The organism is Bradyrhizobium sp. USDA 4502, from assembly GCF_054063355.1.
On the sequence record NZ_JBSSGF010000001.1, the window covers coordinates 5,593,109 to 5,608,782 of the forward strand.

The following is a 15,674-nucleotide window of genomic DNA, read 5'->3' on the forward strand; positions in this document are numbered from 1 at the left end:
AAATTGGGCTGGACATGATTATCGAGTTTCGCTGCGATCGCGCGCAGGCGCGACTCTGGATGCGCCGCGAGACGCTGCGCGTCAACGATCAGGATATTCCCGTTCAAATCGCCTGGACGACGACGCCGGGGCCGAGGCTCGCCGGCCTCGACATGCTGTTCGAGCTCGAGCGCATCGTGCTGCGCAAGGGCAAGGCGGGTGATGTCGACAGGCTGAAGACGATTGCGGAACGGCCGCGCATGGGCAACCCCGATGTGGTGGTCGACTTCACCACTGCCGAGCGGGACCCGAACTGCTCCGCCAGGCTCTATCTCCGTCCACGCTTCAACGGACAGGCGGGCGAAGCCGCCGCACTGGCCGCCATTCTCGCCGGCGACCTGCCGGTGATTGAAATCGTCAACGAGCTCGACGGCGCGGTGATGGACCGCGGCCATCCCTCGGCGGAAATCGCCGCCGGCCTGAGCGGCGGGCTCGAAACGGTGATGGCGCGCACCTTGTCCATGCTGCCGCCGATATTGTCGGGGGCTCCGCGACTGGTCCCGCAACTGGCGGTGCCGGCGGCCAGCGCGCCACGAAATCCCGCGCCCTTTGTCGTGCGCGGCGTCGCGACCTCGATCGCGAAGGAAATCTATCGTCTCTGCTGCTACGCGCCGCATTGGCATGTCGGTTGGCGCTACGCCGACAACGCGGATGTCTGGCGGACCGGTGACCTGTCGGGACCTGCCTGGAACGTGCTCGGCGATCCCGGTAATCACTTCTATGCCGATCCCGTCCCGGTGAAGTGGCAGGATAGGACCTTCGTGTTCTTCGAAGATCTCGACCACCGAACCGGCAAGGGCATCATCTCCGCGATCGAATTCGACAGCAAGGGTCCGGTCGGCACCGTGCTGCCGGTGCTCGAAGAGCCCTGGCACCTGTCCTACCCGTTCCTGATCGAGAACAATGGCGAGCTGTGGATGATCCCGGAGAGCACCGCGCATCGGGATGTCCCGATCTACAAATGCGTTCGCTTTCCCGACAAGTGGGAACGGCAAGGCACGCTGCTGTCCGGGCTCGAACTCGCCGACGCGACCATCACGCAGCATGACGGCCTCTACTACATGTTCGGAGCCTGGCGCGACGGCACCGGCGGATATTCCGACACGCTGGCGATCTATTACGCCGAGCAGTTGTTCGGCCCGTGGCGGCCGCATGCAAGCAATCCGATCCTGATGGATCGCGCGACGACGCGGCCGGCCGGCAATTTCGTGACCATCAACGGCAAGCTGTGGCGGCCGGTGCAGGACTGCAGCAACGGGTACGGCGCGGCGCTCGGACTTGCGGAAGTGCTCGAACTGTCGCCGACCACCTACCGGCAGGCCGTGCGCCATCTGCTCAAACCCGGGCCGCTGTGGACCGGACGCAAGCTGCACACGCTCAACCGCTGCGGCCGGCTCGAGGTGATCGACGGCTCGCGGGTCCAGCCGAAGACCACCGCCTTGCTGAACAGCCTGCGGTCAAGCGACCGACCAGCGCAGCGGGAGTGGCAAGGCACGCTGGCGAAGCCGATCGCGCGACGGCTCCACTAGCCTCGGTCGACCCGGTTCAGTTCAGGTCGGCACTCAGCACGCCGCCGAACTGCTCCCATGAGCTTCCGGTCCAGCGTTGCAGCTGAAGCTGCGTATAGGCCATGCTGTTGTCGGGGCCTGTGTTGATGGCGATGCCCGGCATCAGCGTCGGCAGCACGAGCCCTCTGATGTTGCGCGCCTGCTTCACGATGTTCTCGCGCGACAGGTCGTCACCGCACTGCTTCAGCACCTGCTCCAGGATCTGGCCCTGCTGGGTGCCGAACAGATAGTTGTTGTCGCCGATATCGGCGCCTGGGAGATATTTCTCGAAATGGGCGCGATACCATTTCATGCCGGGATCGTCGGCCCACTTCTTGTCGTTCGGATCCTTGGTGATGGTCGCCACGACAACGCCCACCGCCTTGTCCGCGCCCGCCGGCACGATGGTCGCGGACACCGAGCTCGACACATAGTTGACGATGGTCAGCGGCGACCAGCCGATCTCGTTCGCCTTCTTGATCGCCTGGGCCACGAATTTCGGTGTGCCGGCGATCAGGAACGCCTGCGCACCCGACGCCTTCAACGTCACCACGCGGGATTCGATGGTCGGCTCGGTGACCTCATAGGGAGACGTCACCACCTTCTTGTCGAAATCGGCCTTCAACACCTCCTTGAACGCGGCGACGAAATCGCGGCCGAGATCGTCGTTCTGGTAGAGGATCGCGATCTTCGCATCGGGCGCCGTCTGCGTAATGTATTTTGCGTAGATCTTGCCTTCGGTGTTGTAGCTCGGCAGTCCCGTGGTGGTCAGCGGAAATTCCGCGAAATTCGTAAACTTGGTCGCGCCGCTGACGACGAACAGATGCGGCACCTTCTTCGCGGTGACGTATTTGATGGTCGCGCCGATGCCGGGCGTGCCGAGCGGGCTGAACAGGAACGCCACCTCGTCGCTCTCGATCAGCTTGCGGGTCTGCTCCACGGCCTTGGGCGGCGTGTAGGCATCGTCATAGGTGATGAGGTTGATCTTGCGGCCGTTGATGCCGCCGCGGTCATTGACGGAATGGACGTAGGCGATCAGGCCCTTGCCGGTGTTGCTGAGCGGAGACGCCGGGCCGCTGAACGGGAACGTCGCCCCGACCTTGATCTCCGATTCCGAGACCCCCGGAGTTTCGGCGCGGACCGGAGCCGCGGCAAGCGCCGCGAGCATCGCAACGGACACGGCAAACGTCTTCAACAACATGAAATTCTCCCCTGGGCTTTTATGAATTGACCAACTCTTGCGACCGGCGCGCGGCGCTACCAGGCTTCGCCGAACGGCCTGATCTCGACATTGAACGACCACGCGCTGCGATCCTGATGGGCGACGTGCCAGACCTCGTCGGCGATCGCTTTCGGCTTGATGAAGAAGTCGTCCGGCCGCTCCGGCCAGCGCTTGCGCGTCCACTCCAGATCGATCACGGCGTCGATCACGAGATAGGCGACATGAACCCCTTGCGGCCCCAGATCGCGCGCCATCGCCTCGGCGAGAATTCGCTGCGCTGCCTTGGTCGGCGCGAACCCCGCGAAGCCGGCCTTGCCGCGCAACGCCGAGGTGTTGCCGGTCGCAACGATGGCGCCCTTGCCGGCAGCGATCATCGCCGGGGCAAATCGCCTTGCCAGGTACAACAGTCCCATCGTGTTGACCTGGAAGTTGCGATTGAGAATCTCCGGATCGATCTCGCGGAAGGTGCCGAACGCGCCGCCGACGGCGTTGTGGATCACGACGCCCGGGCTGCCGAGATCGCGCTCCACGGCCGAGGCCACCGCCTCGACCTGCGCGGGATCGGACACGTCGCATCGATAGGCCTTTGCGCCCGGCAGCTGCTGCTCGAGCGCGGCGAGACGCGCCTCGTTCCTGGCGAGCAGCGCGACACGATAGCCGCCCTCGGCAAACCTCCTGGCGAGCGCCGAACCGGTGCCGGGCCCAACGCCGGATATCAGACAGACAGGTGCGGTCATGCGATCAACCCTCCGCGTTGCGGCCTATGGCCTTCATGGTCAGGCGGCCGCCTTCGACAGCAGCTTCTCGACATAAGGCTTGAGGTCCAGCCCGACGTGCTCATGCGCGATCAGGCGATCAAAGTGAGCGAACATCAGCGGATACTCATCCTGCACGCCCGAATGCAGGATTTTCGCCAATCCTTGCTTTTTCAGCTGCTCGGTCCGCGCATGTTCATTCATGAACAGCGCGAGTTCGGCGGCAAAGCAGATGTCGGCAATCGAGATACCGTTCCCGACCAGCGCCTCCCGCCGCGGCGACAGCGCCTGCTCGATGCCGGACGCATAGATCGCGAACGCATCCTTGGCGCGCGCATGAATGGCCGCATCGACCCTGCCGCCCGAGAGCGCCAGCAGATAGATTTGCGAGTCCCGCGCGAACACCAGGCTGACATCGAGAAAACTGTCGATCCGCGACGCCTCATAGGCGTCGCGCCCGTAGAGCGGGAATGCTGCCTCGCCGAGCCGCGCCACCGCGCGCATGATGCTGTTCGATTCGAAGATCCCGACCTTGCCGTCGGCACCGAACGCGGCCGGCACATTACCGAACGGCTGCGCCGCCATGAACGCGTCGGTCTTGAACAGCTGCGCGCCGGTCAGTCCGACCCGCCCGGTTCGTGCCAGCGACGACAGCGAGGCGCGTTCGTCCTCTGCTAACGGACGCGCGTCGTAATCCCACAGCCAGTCCCGCAATTCCTTGCCGGAGGCGCCCCTGACCTCGACATCGACGCCGCAGAACCGCGCCGCGATGGTTGCCTTCCAGACTCGCGGGTTCGGCAAATAGGAGAAGATGCGCAAGGCGGCCATGGCGGCTGCTCCGGTGCTGATGCCTCAGGCGGCGAGCTTCAGGATCTTGACGACGTCGGCGGGTTCGCGGATCGGCTGCGGGTTGGCCCGCGTGAAGATCGACAGCATGGCGTTCCGGCCGATCAGCTCAAACCGATCTTCGCCGACGCCGACATCGGCAAGCCGCCGCGGCAGGCCGAGCTCCGCGATGAACGCCGCAAACGCCTCGCCGGCATCGCGCCCCGGCGCGCCGAGCGCAGCGGCGATCGATTGCTGGGCGGCCTCCGTCGCCGGGCGGTTGTAGCGCAGCACGCTCGGCATCATCACCGCCGTGCAGAAATAATGCGGCACGTCGCAGGTGCCGCCGAGCACATGGCCGATGGCGTGGCTGGCGCCCATCGGCACCCGCGACTGCAATCCGAACGCCGACAGCCAGGAGCCGAGCTGGCAGCTCAGCCGCGCCGCCTCGTCGTCAGGATGGGCCTTGGTGCGCAGCAGGCCGTCGTGCAGATTGCGCAGCCCCTGCTGGCACACCGCATCGACCAGCACGTTGGGGCGGCTGGAGCAGATCGCCTCGATGCCGTGATCCATCGCCCGCGTCCCGGAGCCGAGCCAAAGCTTCTCCGGCGTATATTTCGTGATCGCGGGATCGAGGATGATGCTGCGCGGCATCATCATTGGATGGTTGAAGATCTGCTTCAGCTTGCGGCTGGTATCGGTGACCAGCGCGCCGGAATTGTATTCGCCGCCGGACAGCGTGCTGGGGATCGCGATCATGCGGACTTTCGGCGTGCGGAATGGCCCGAAGCGGCGGTCCGGCGTGGTCTCGAAGCCGTCGAGGCCATCAGGCTCGAAGATCGCGTGCTCGATGCACATCAGCAAGATCTTTGCCGCATCGACCACCGAGCCGCCGCCGATCGCGACGGCGAGGTCCGCCTTGGCCTCGCTGGCCTGCCGCGCGATCTGCGTCACCACGTCCCGCGTCGTGTGCTGCGGCACGCCGTCGAAGGTCGCGGCGTGGCGGTCGCCGAGGGCTTGACGGATTTTCTCGATCTCGTCGGTCGTGGTGTTCAACGTCCGGCTGGCGATCAGATAGACGCGCCTGGCATCCAGCCGCTCGACCTCCTCGCGCAGCGCTTCGGCCGCCGGCTTGCCGTAGATCACGGATTCCATGGTCGGGTATTGATGGCTGCCGGTGACGCGCATGCTTTCACTCCCTCGATGTGTCCGTGAGTTCCGCTGTCGGTCAGGCCGACAGCTTGGTGAAATCAGGCTGACGCCGTTCGGCGAAGGCGGCAAAGGCTTCGCGCGCCTCGGGCGTCGTCAGCCGCTCCTTGAACAGCACGCCTTCCTCGGCGATCTGCGCCGCGATCTTCTGCTGCTCGCGCATCAGCTTCTTGGTCATGCTGAGCGACCCCGCCGGCCGCCTGGTCAGTGCGACAGCCGCGTCATACGCCTTCTTGCGCAGATCGGCCTGCGGCACCGCGGCGTTGGCGAGGCCCGATGCCAGCGCGCCCTGCGCGTCCATCGGTTCGCCGAGCGCGAACATCGCATAGGCGCGCGCATGCCCGATCCTTAAGGGAAGCAGCCAGCTCGACGCCGCTTCCGGAACCAGCGCGAGGTTGACGAAGGGCGTGATCAGCCGCGCGTTCTCGGCGAGATAGACCAGGTCGCAATGCAGCAGCATCGTGGTGCCGACGCCGACCGCGTTGCCCTGCACGGCCGCGACCAGCGGTTTGCCGACCTTGCTGATGGTCTCGATGAAGCGATGCGCAGGGCTATCGACCGCGCTTTCGCCGCGTGCCTGGCTCGCGAAGTCGGCGAGGTCGTTGCCCGCGGTGAAGCTGTCGCCGTCGCCCTGGAACAGGATGACGCGGACGGCCGGATCCGTCTCGGCCTCTTTCAGCGCGTGCGACATGGCGTCATACATGGCGCCGGTCAGCGCGTTCTTCTTCTCGGGCCGCTGCAAGGTCAGCGTCATGACGCCGGCGGCGATCTCAACCTTGACATGCTCGGTCATGGCACTCTCCCGTCAGGCGACCGCGCGGGCCGGCGTGGTTTCGAATTTGCCGTCGAGGAAGCCGGTCAACCGCTGCCGGATGATCGCTTCGGCCTCGGTCATGATGCGGTCGATCAGCTCCTTGACGGTCGGGATGTCGTGGATCAGGCCGACCACCATGCCGCAGCTCCAGGCGCCGGCATCCATCTCGCCGTCGATCATCACCTTCGGATAGACGCCGGCCACCTGCTCGTGGATGTCCTCGATCTTCAGCCTGGCGCCCTTCTCGCGCTCGATCTCGAGCAGCTCATCGACGCCCTTGTTCTTCAGCACCCGCTCGGTGTTGCGCAGCGCGCGCATCACGAGGCGCGTGTCGAGCTCGTCGGCGTCGAGCAACGCCTGCTTCACATTGGGATGAACCGGTGCTTCCTTGGTCGCGATGAAGCGCGTGCCCATGTTCATGCCGGCAGCACCCATCGACAGCGCCGCGACAAGGCTGCGCGCGTCCGCCATGCCGCCCGAGGCGACGAACGGGATCTTCAATTCGTCCGCCGCACGCGGCAGCAGGATCATGTTCGGGATGTCGTCCTCGCCGGGATGGCCACCGCACTCGAAACCGTCGACGCTGACCGCGTCGCAGCCGATCTTCTCGGCCTTAAGCGAATGCCGCACCGAGGTGCATTTGTGGATCACCTTGATGCCGGCCGCCTTCAGCGCCGGCATGTACTGCTCCGGGCTGCGGCCCGCGGTTTCCACCGCCTTGACTCCGCCCTCGCGGATAACAGCGATGTATTCGGGATAGGGCGGCGCGGTGAAGCTCGGCAGGAAGGTCAGATTCACGCCGATGGGCTTGTCGGTCATGTCGCGGCAGCGCGCGATCTCCTTCGCCAGCAGCTCCGGCGTCTTCTGGGTCAGGCCGGTGATGATGCCGAGGCCGCCGGCGTTGGACACCGCGGCCGCCATCTCGGCGAAGCCGACAAAATGCATGCCGCCCTGGATGATCGGATGCTGGATGCCGAACAGTTCAGTGATTGCTGTCTTCACAAGTCTCTCCCGCGTTTCCGCTCAGTGGACGATTTCGAACAGGCCCGCCGCGCCCATGCCGCCGCCGATGCACATGGTCACCACGCCGTATTTCGCCTTGCGCCGCCGGCCCTCGATCAAGAGGTGACCGGTGAGCCGCGCCCCGGTCATGCCGTAGGGATGGCCGATCGCGATCGAGCCGCCATTGACGTTCAGCTTGTCCGGATCGATGCCGAGCTTGTCGCGGCAATAGATCACCTGCACCGCATAGGCCTCGTTGAGCTCCCAGAGATCGATGTCGTCGATCTTGAGGTTGTGCCGCTTGAGGAGCCGCGGGATCGCGGCAACCGGGCCGACGCCCATCTCGTCCGGCTCGACGCCGGCGGCGACGAAGCCGCGGAAGATGCCGAGCGGCTTCAGGCCCTTCTGCGCGGCAACCTTGTCGCTCATGATCACGCAGGCCGAGGCGCCGTCCGAGAGCTGGCTGGCATTGCCGGCGCTGATGGTCTTGCCCTCGAACACCGGCTTGATCTTGGCGAGCCCGTCCGCCGTGGTATCCGGCCGCGGGCCCTCATCCTTCGCCAGCGTCACCTGCTGGTAGCTGACTTCCTTGGTATCCTTGTTGACCACGGCCATTTTGGTCGTGATCGGCACGATCTCGTCGTTGAAGCGGCCCCCCTGCAGCGCGGCGCCGACGCGGCGCTGGCACTCGAGGCTGTACTCGTCCTGCTTGTCGCGCCCGATCCCGTAGCGCTCGGCGACGACTTCCGCCGTCTCCAGCATCGACATGTACATCTCGGGCTTCATCGCCATCAGCTCGTCGTCGACGGCGTGGAACCTGTTCATGTGCTCGTTCTGCACCAGGCTGATCGACTCGATGCCGCCGCCGATCGCGATCTCGACGCCGTCGAGCATGACAGAGCGGGCGGCGACCGCGATCGCCTGCAGGCCGGAGGCGCATTGCCGATCGATGGTGGTGCCGGCGACCGTCACCGGCAGCCCGGCGCGGATGGCACCCTTGCGCGCGACGTTCATCACCATGGTACCCTGCTGCATCGCGCAGCCCATCACCACGTCCTCGACCTCGCCGGGCGCGATGCCGGCACGCTTCACCGCTTCGGCCATCACATGGCCGGCCAAGGTCGGGCCGTCGGTGTTGTTCAGCGCGCCGCGATAGGCCTTGCCGACGCCGGTGCGCGCGGTGGAAACGATGACTGCATCCTGTGACATGCTTGCCTCTCTGGCTTAGGCGGCCGCGTCGAGCTGCGCATAGCGCAGCACGTGATAGGCGGGATCGCCGAACTGGATGTTGATGGAGGAAATCCGCTTGAAGTAGTGGCCGACATTGAGCTCGTCAGTCATGCCCATGCCGCCGTGCAGCTGCACCGCCTGATCGGCGACGAACTTGCCGGCATAGCCGATCTTCGACTTGGCACCCGAGGCGAGCCGAGACACGCCGGCCTCATCGTCATTGAGACTGAGGCTGAGATGCTGCATCAGCGACAACGCCTCCTGATGCGCGATGAACATGTCGACCATCCGGTGCTGCAGCACCTGGAAGCTGCCGATCGTGACGCCGAACTGCTTTCGCGTCTTGGAATAGTCTAGGGTCGCAGCGTTCAGTTCGCCGATCGCGCCGACCGCCTCGGCGCAGAGCGCGCCGATGGCGCGGTTGCGGCAGGCCTCCAACGCGGCGACGCCCTCGCCTTCACTGCCCAGCAATTGCGCGCGCACGCCGCGCAGGCTGACCTCGGCCGCTCTGCGGCCATCGATCGTCTTCAAGCTTTGCAGGTCGAGATTGGCCGCCCGGCGATCGACCACGAACAGGCTGACGCCGCCACGATCGTGGCGATGGCCCGAGGTGCGCGCGGAGACGATCAGATAATCCGCCCACGGCGCGGCGGTCACCGTCGTCTTCTCGCCGGTGAGCACATAATCGTTGCCCTCGCGGCGCGCCGTGGTGGTGACGGTGGCGAGATCGAAGCGCGAGCCCTTCTCGGTCCAGGCCAGCGCCCAGAGTTTCGTGCCAGCGATGATGTCGGCGATGAACGCCTGCCTCTGCGCGTCGGAACCTGCCTGCTCGATCAAGCCACCCGCGACGACGACCGTCTCGACGAAGGGCTCCACGACAAGATGGCGGCCGAACTCCTGCATGATGATCATGGTCGACAACGGCCCGCCGCCGAGCCCTCCGACCGCTTCCGAGAACGGCGCGGCGAGCAGGCCGAGCCTGGCGAATTCAGCCCATTGCTTGCGGCCAAAACCCTCCTCGCTCGCGACGATCTTGCGGCGGGCGTCAAAGTCATACTGGTCGCGCAGCAGCCGCTGGACGCTGGACCGCAACAATTCCTGCTCTTCCGTGAACTGGATATCCATCCGATCCTCGTTGCTTGTGGCTAGAGTCCAAGCACCGCCTTGGCGATGATGTTGCGCTGGATCTCGTTAGACCCGCCGTAGATCGAGAGCTTGCGCGAGTTCAGATATTTCTCAGACGCCGTGTGGCCGTAGTCGGGGCCCGGCATGAAGTGGTTGGCGCTGACCGGATGCTCGCGGATCGCAAGCCCGTAATTGCCGATCGCCCGATGCGTCAGCTCGGTGATATCCTGGAAGATTTCGGTGCCGCGAATCTTGAACAACGAGGCGGCCGGTCCCGGGTCGATGCCGCGCGCCATCTGGGCGACGACGCGAAGCTCGGTCGCCTCCAGCGCCAGCACGTCGAGCTCGACGCGGGCGATGTCCCGGATGAATTCCAGATGCGCCGGATCGTCTTCGGGGATTTCCGCCTTCACGATCTTCTTCAGCCGCGCGATGTAGCGCGTCGAGCGGCCGATGCCGGCCATGCTGGTGCGCTCATTGCCGAGCAGGAATTTGGCGTAGGTCCAGCCCTTGTTTTCCTCGCCGATCAGGTTCTCGGCGGGGACACGCACGTTCTCCAGGAAGACGTCGTTGACCTCGTGCGAGCCGTCGATGGTGATGATCGGGCGCACGGTGACGCCGGGCGACTTCATGTCGATCAAGAGAAACGAGATGCCGGACTGCGGCTTGGCCGTGGGATCGGTACGCACCAGGCAGAAGATCCAGTCGGCATGCTGCGCCAGCGTGGTCCAGGTCTTGTGACCGTTGACGATGTAATGATCGCCCTCGCGCACCGCCTTGGTGCGGACGGTCGCGAGGTCGGAGCCGGAGCCCGGCTCTGAATAGCCCTGGCACCACCAGTCCTCGCCGGACAAAATGCGCGGCAGGAATTTCTTCTTCTGCGCATCGTTGCCGAAGGTGTAGATCACCGGGCCGACCATGGTGACGCTGAACGCCAGCGGCGGCATGGTGCCGGCGCGCGTCGTCTCCTGCTCGAAGATGAAGCGGCGGGTGATCGACCAGCCGTTCCCGCCATATTCCTTCGGCCAGAGCGGCGCGATCCAGCCCTTCTTGTGCAGGATGCGATGCCACAGCAGCATCTGCTCCTTGGAGAGATCGGTCTCCGGATTGGCGACGCGCATCTCCGCCGGGTAGTTGTCCTTGATGAAGGCGCGAACCTCATCGCGGAACGCCGCATCTTCAGGGGATAGCGCGAGCTCCATCTGACCGGCTCCCTACCACTTCTCGCCGAAGGGCCGGATTTCCAGCTCGAAGGTCCAGGCGCTCTTCGGCTGCTGATAGAGCTGCCAATAGGCGCCCGCGACCGATGCCGGCGGCATCAAGAGATCGGGATCGTCGAGCGCGTTCGGGCCGAGCGCCTCGATGCGGCGCTGCCGGACCCATTCGGTATCGACGCCGGAATCGATGATCAGATGCGCGACATGGATGTTCTTCGGCCCCAACTCGCGCGCCATTGCCTGCGCCACGGCGCGCAGACCGAACTTTGCGCTGGCAAACGCGGCATAGCCGCTGCCGCCGCGGAGTGACGCGGTGGCGCCGGTGAAGAAGATGTTGCCCTCGCCGCGCGGCATCATCAGCCGCGCCGCCTCGCGCCCGGCCAGGAAGCCGGAGTAGCAGGCCATCTCCCAGACCTTGCGGAACACGCGCTCGGTGGTTTCCAGGATCGGGAAATTGACGTTGGCGCCGATATTGAAGATGCAAACCTCGAGCGGCGCATGCTTGTCGGCATCGTTGAGGAAGGCCGTGATCTCCTCTTCCTTGCGCGCATCGAGCGAGCGGGCATGGATCTCGCCGCCGGCGGCCTCGATCTCCTTGACCAGCGGCGCCAGCTTGTCGCCGTTGCGGCGGCCGGCGAAGATCGTGAAGCCTTCGGAGGCGAACTTCTTGGCGATCTCGCCGCCGATAAAATCACCGGCACCAATGACGGCCACCGTCCTGTTTCTCTTCTGCATGGTGTTCTCCGGTCTTGTTTGAGTGAACTGGCTTGCGGCGACGGCTCGGCCTCAGCCGCGCAGCGACTCCGCGAGCTTGTGCTTCAGCAACTTGCCCGTCGATGTCGCGGGCAGCGCGTCCATCAGGATAATCTCCGACGGCCGCTTGTACGAGGTGAGTTGCGGGGCAATATGCGCCATCAGGTCCTGTACCGTGGCGGTCGAACCCTTGATCAGCTGCACAAAGGCAACCACCTCTTCGTTGCCCTCGACCGGCCGGCCGACCACGGCGCACTGCACCACGGCGTCGTGCGTGCTCAGCACCGCCTCGATCTCGGCCGGATAGACGTTGAACCCGGAGCGGATGATCATCTCCTTGGTCCGCCCGACGATGTAGAGCGCATCGTTCTCGAAGCGGGCCAGATCCCCGGTGTTGAACCAGCCGTCGGGATCGATCGCCTTGGCGGTCAAATCGGGCGCGCGGTAATAGCCGCGCATCACGTTGGGGCCGCGAACATGCAGCTCGCCGACTTCCCCTGCCGCAACCGGCTTGAGGTCGCGGCCGACCAGTTTTGCCTCGAGGCCCGGCATGACGCTGCCGACCGCATGATCGGCCCGCGGATTGTCGGGCCGGACGCCGGAGATGCCCGGCGAGCATTCGGTGATGCCGTAACCGTTGAGCAGCGGCAGCCCGAGCTCCTGCTCGACCCGTGATTTGAGATCAAGGTCGAGCGGCGCGCCGGCCACCGAGATCACCCGCAACCGGCCGCGATCGAGCTTCGGCAGGCCGGTATTGCGCCGGTATTCGAGCAGACGCTGATAGGTCGCGGGCACGCCGTTCAGGATCGTGATGCCCTCTTCAGTCATCGCCTTGACCAGCGCGGCCGGATCGTATTTCGCCACCAGACGCACGGTGGCGCCGATCATCAGGGTCATGGTCAGCAACGAGATGCCGACGATATGCGAGATCGGCAGCACGCAATACTGCACGTCATCGGCCGCCATCTTTCGGAAGCTTGCCGTCGCCCGGGCGCTGAACAAGAGATTGCGATGGGTCAGCATCACGCCCTTCGGCGTGCCCGTAGTGCCGGAGGTGTAGATGAGAACTGCAACCTGGTTGGCGCCGTCGGCCTCGACCGGCTCCGCCACGGTTGCCAGGTTCAAACCGGTGACGGCGATGCCGCGGAGCGGACCGACATCCTGCACGGCGGCCTCGTAACGCGCGGCATGCGTAGCCGCCTCCTGCGAGACCTCGGCGGTCAGCAGCACGCGGCGGGCGCCGCTGTGATCCCTGATCTGGTCGAGCTCACGCGGCGACAGCCGGGGATTGACCACGATGGACCAAGCATCGAGCCGGCTCGCCGCCAGCAGCAGGCAGGCGAGCGGGATCGAATTCTCGCTCACGATCATCATGCGGTCGCCGGCGCGGATGCCGAGCGCCCGCAGCGCCTCGGCGACGCGACTGACCGCCCGATCGAGCTCGCGGTAGGTCAGCCGCATCTTGTCGTCGATCAGCGCCGGATGATCCGGCGTCGCCCCGACGTGGTGATCGATCACCTCGTGGATGCGGTTCGGCAAGCCTTCCACACTTCCTTCAAACTGGGTCGACGCCTGCACTGAAACCTCCCTGTGACAGCCCTTTGGGCCTGATTTGTTGTCTTGAGGAATTTTCCCGCTCAGGCGGTCTTGCGCCGCCCCGCGGCCAGCTGCGCGACGATCTCGTCCTCGACCTCGCGCAGCTTGTCCTTGCCGAAGAAGATCTCGTCGCCGACGAAGAAGGTCGGTGAGCCGAACGAGCCGCGCGCCACCGCGTTGCTGGTGTTGTCGATCAGCTTCTTCTTCACCTCGTCCTGCTGGGCGCGGGCGATGATGCGGTCGATATCGAGGCCGGAGGACAGGAACGCTTCGCGGAACACCTGCGGATCGTCCATCTTCTTGGGCTCGGACCACATGTGGTGATAGGCGGCGCGAAAGTACGGTTCGAACAGCCCTTCGAAATCGGCAGCGACGACGCCGCGCATCAGCATCAGCGTGTTGACCGGAAAGAACGGGTTGGTCTTGAACGTCGTGATGTTGTAGCGGCGCAGGAAGCGCTCGGTCTCGAGCGCGTTGTATTCGGGCTTGTTCTTGATGCCGCGCAGCGACTCGCCGGGCGACATGTTGCCGGTCGCCTTGTAGACGCCGCCGAGCAGCACCGGGATGTAGTCGAACTTCACGCCGGTGCGCTTCTCGATTTCGGGCAGCGCCTGCTCCGCCAGATAGGCGTTCGGACTTCCAAAATCGAAATGGAATTCGACCTTGAGCGGAGCAACCATGGAACGCCCTTCCCTTTGAGTACCAGCAGCCCTCAGCCACCGCGTTGATCGAGCCGGGACCTTAAGTTCTATTTTAGAACTGTCAATATGATATTTGTCATCCAATGACCAAGTCACGGCTGCAGGCGAAGCATCCTATTGAAATTGCGCTAGTTCTGTTTTAGAATTTAAAAGGCGATGTCGGCGCAGACCGCAGGAGATGCTGATGAAATGGGATGCCCTCGAGGAGGAGCCGTGCTCGGTGGCCCGCACGGTGGCTGTCATCGGCGACCGCTGGAGCCTCTTGGTCCTGCGCGAATGTTTCCTGCGCATCCGCAGGTTCGATGACTTCCAGGCGTCGCTCGGGATCACGCGGCATCTGCTTGCCGACCGGCTGAAGAAGCTGGTCCGGTTCGGCGTGCTGCGCAAGATTCCGTATCAGGAGGCGCCGAAGCGCTACGAATACATCCTGACGCAGAAGGGGCTCGATCTTTATCCGATCATCATGTCGATCGTGCACTGGGGCAACGTCCACATGGTCGATTCGCGCGGCCGGCCGATGCTGCACGAACACAAGACCTGCAAGAAGATGTTCGATCCCGTCATGGTCTGTTCGGAATGCGGCGAGCCGCTGAGCGCGAAGGCGGTCCACGTGCATCCCGGCCCCGGTGCGCGGAAATCGTCACCGGTGCACGCCAAGGCGCAGGAGCGAGCCAGGCGTGCCGCTGACTAGACCTGGATACTGTTCGCGAAGCCGGCGCCCCGCGCTGGCGGCTGCTCAGTGTGACAGTGCAGCCAGCAGCGCGACATTGCCGCCAAGCAGGCAGCCGACGGGACGGCCGCCGGCGAAGCCGATGCGGACCCGAATCTCAGACAGCCGCCCCATCGCCCTGCCCTGCAGGATTCGAATCTCGTCGTCATCAGGAGCGACCAGGCCGTAGTCGAGCAAGCCGAACGCCAGCGCCGCGGCCGCAATGCCGGTCGCGGCATCCTCCCGATAGCCGGAGGAGCGCGGGAATTGCCGCGCCTCGAACAGGCGAGCTTTTCGGTCGATCACGGCAAATGGATAGAGCCCGGTCGATCCGATCCGGCCGCAGACCGCCTCGACGTCCCCTGTCGCGGGATCGAGCGCATTCAGCGCTTCGGGGGAGCGCATCGGAACGAGTGTCTTGATCCGCGATGTGACGGCGTTGCACGGTGTCGCCGCGTCGATCGCTTCCGGCCCGACCGCGAGCGCCCGCAGCACGTCGTCGCGTTGCCCCGTGGTGAGCGGAACGGCCTTTCCGGCCGGCTGAGTGATCTCGACACGCGGCTCGCCGTGACGATCACGGCTGATGAAGCCGGTGACCGGACCGCTGCGCGTCGAGATCCGGATGGTGTCGCCCGGCAGCCTTCCCTGGCGCGCAAGCAGCCAGAGCGCACCGATGGTCGCGTGGCCGCACATTTCCATTTCGTGGTTCGGAACGAAGAAGCGGAACGTGGCGTCGAAATCGTCACTCTGTGCCGGCAGCACGAAGCCGGATTCGTGACCATGGCGGCGGGCAACATCCTGCATCTCGGAGGCGCTCATGCCGCTAGCATCCACCACGATCGGACAGGGATTGCCGCCCTGCCCATCCACCGTGAACACGCTGACCAGTTCGGCTGTCGTCATGATGTCGCTCGCCTGTCTCGCCGTCGC

Annotated in this window: 15 protein-coding genes; 2 read left to right on the plus strand and 13 right to left on the minus strand. The window is 65.0% G+C overall.

Going from position 1 to position 15,674, the window contains the following annotated elements:
- Positions 1-14: 14 nt before the first annotated feature.
- On the plus strand, positions 15-1,568 hold the full coding sequence (locus ACVW1B_RS26055; protein WP_456822419.1) for a glucosamine inositolphosphorylceramide transferase family protein: 1,554 nt from the start codon (positions 15-17) through the stop codon (positions 1,566-1,568).
- A 16-nt stretch (positions 1,569-1,584) separates the two neighbouring features.
- On the opposite strand, the gene ACVW1B_RS26060 is transcribed toward ACVW1B_RS26055, so the two are convergent.
- Genes ACVW1B_RS26060 through ACVW1B_RS26115 form a run of 12 tightly spaced genes read right to left on the minus strand, consistent with a single transcriptional unit; the run spans position 1,585 to position 14,014 of the window.
- Positions 1,585-2,787, minus strand: coding sequence for an ABC transporter substrate-binding protein (locus ACVW1B_RS26060; RefSeq protein WP_229189132.1), 1,203 nt, complete (start codon positions 2,785-2,787; stop codon positions 1,585-1,587).
- A gap of 56 nt (positions 2,788-2,843) precedes the next feature.
- Positions 2,844-3,545 (minus strand): SDR family NAD(P)-dependent oxidoreductase, encoded by a 702-nt coding sequence (locus tag ACVW1B_RS26065; protein WP_092090303.1) that lies wholly within the window; start codon positions 3,543-3,545, stop codon positions 2,844-2,846.
- Positions 3,546-3,584: 39 nt separating this feature from the next.
- Positions 3,585-4,391 carry a glutathione S-transferase gene (locus tag ACVW1B_RS26070; protein WP_456822420.1) on the minus strand — a complete coding sequence of 269 codons (807 nt, stop codon included), beginning with the start codon at positions 4,389-4,391 and terminating at the stop codon, positions 3,585-3,587.
- A 24-nt stretch (positions 4,392-4,415) separates the two neighbouring features.
- A complete protein-coding gene (locus ACVW1B_RS26075; protein WP_456822421.1) occupies positions 4,416-5,576 on the minus strand; it encodes an iron-containing alcohol dehydrogenase in 1,161 nt (386 codons plus the stop codon).
- 40 nt (positions 5,577-5,616) lie between these two features.
- Positions 5,617-6,390, minus strand: coding sequence for an enoyl-CoA hydratase-related protein (locus tag ACVW1B_RS26080; protein WP_456822422.1), 774 nt, complete (start codon positions 6,388-6,390; stop codon positions 5,617-5,619).
- 12 nt (positions 6,391-6,402) lie between these two features.
- Positions 6,403-7,413 carry an NAD(P)H-dependent flavin oxidoreductase gene (locus tag ACVW1B_RS26085; protein ID WP_456822423.1) on the minus strand — a complete coding sequence of 337 codons (1,011 nt, stop codon included), beginning with the start codon at positions 7,411-7,413 and terminating at the stop codon, positions 6,403-6,405.
- A gap of 21 nt (positions 7,414-7,434) precedes the next feature.
- On the minus strand, positions 7,435-8,622 hold the full coding sequence (locus ACVW1B_RS26090) for an acetyl-CoA C-acyltransferase (protein ID WP_310880235.1): 1,188 nt from the start codon (positions 8,620-8,622) through the stop codon (positions 7,435-7,437).
- Between the two features lie 15 nt (positions 8,623-8,637).
- A complete protein-coding gene (locus ACVW1B_RS26095; RefSeq protein WP_456822424.1) occupies positions 8,638-9,768 on the minus strand; it encodes an acyl-CoA dehydrogenase family protein in 1,131 nt (376 codons plus the stop codon).
- Positions 9,769-9,788: 20 nt separating this feature from the next.
- On the minus strand, positions 9,789-10,970 hold the full coding sequence (locus tag ACVW1B_RS26100) for an acyl-CoA dehydrogenase family protein (RefSeq protein ID WP_456822425.1): 1,182 nt from the start codon (positions 10,968-10,970) through the stop codon (positions 9,789-9,791).
- A gap of 12 nt (positions 10,971-10,982) precedes the next feature.
- Complete coding sequence (locus ACVW1B_RS26105; RefSeq protein ID WP_076830559.1) at positions 10,983-11,720, minus strand: SDR family oxidoreductase; 738 nt, start codon at positions 11,718-11,720, stop codon at positions 10,983-10,985.
- A gap of 51 nt (positions 11,721-11,771) precedes the next feature.
- Positions 11,772-13,316: a class I adenylate-forming enzyme family protein gene (locus tag ACVW1B_RS26110; protein WP_310880238.1), complete on the minus strand. Its 1,545-nt coding sequence runs from the start codon at positions 13,314-13,316 to the stop codon at positions 11,772-11,774.
- A gap of 59 nt (positions 13,317-13,375) precedes the next feature.
- Positions 13,376-14,014 (minus strand): 2-hydroxychromene-2-carboxylate isomerase, encoded by a 639-nt coding sequence (locus ACVW1B_RS26115; protein ID WP_076830551.1) that lies wholly within the window; start codon positions 14,012-14,014, stop codon positions 13,376-13,378.
- A gap of 205 nt (positions 14,015-14,219) precedes the next feature.
- Between ACVW1B_RS26115 and ACVW1B_RS26120 the strand changes: the two genes are divergently transcribed.
- On the plus strand, positions 14,220-14,726 hold the full coding sequence (locus ACVW1B_RS26120; protein WP_026193238.1) for a winged helix-turn-helix transcriptional regulator: 507 nt from the start codon (positions 14,220-14,222) through the stop codon (positions 14,724-14,726).
- 45 nt (positions 14,727-14,771) lie between these two features.
- Here ACVW1B_RS26120 and ACVW1B_RS26125 read toward each other — a convergent pair whose 3' ends face one another.
- A complete protein-coding gene (locus ACVW1B_RS26125; RefSeq protein WP_456822426.1) occupies positions 14,772-15,647 on the minus strand; it encodes a PhzF family phenazine biosynthesis protein in 876 nt (291 codons plus the stop codon).
- Positions 15,648-15,674: the final 27 nt, after the last annotated feature.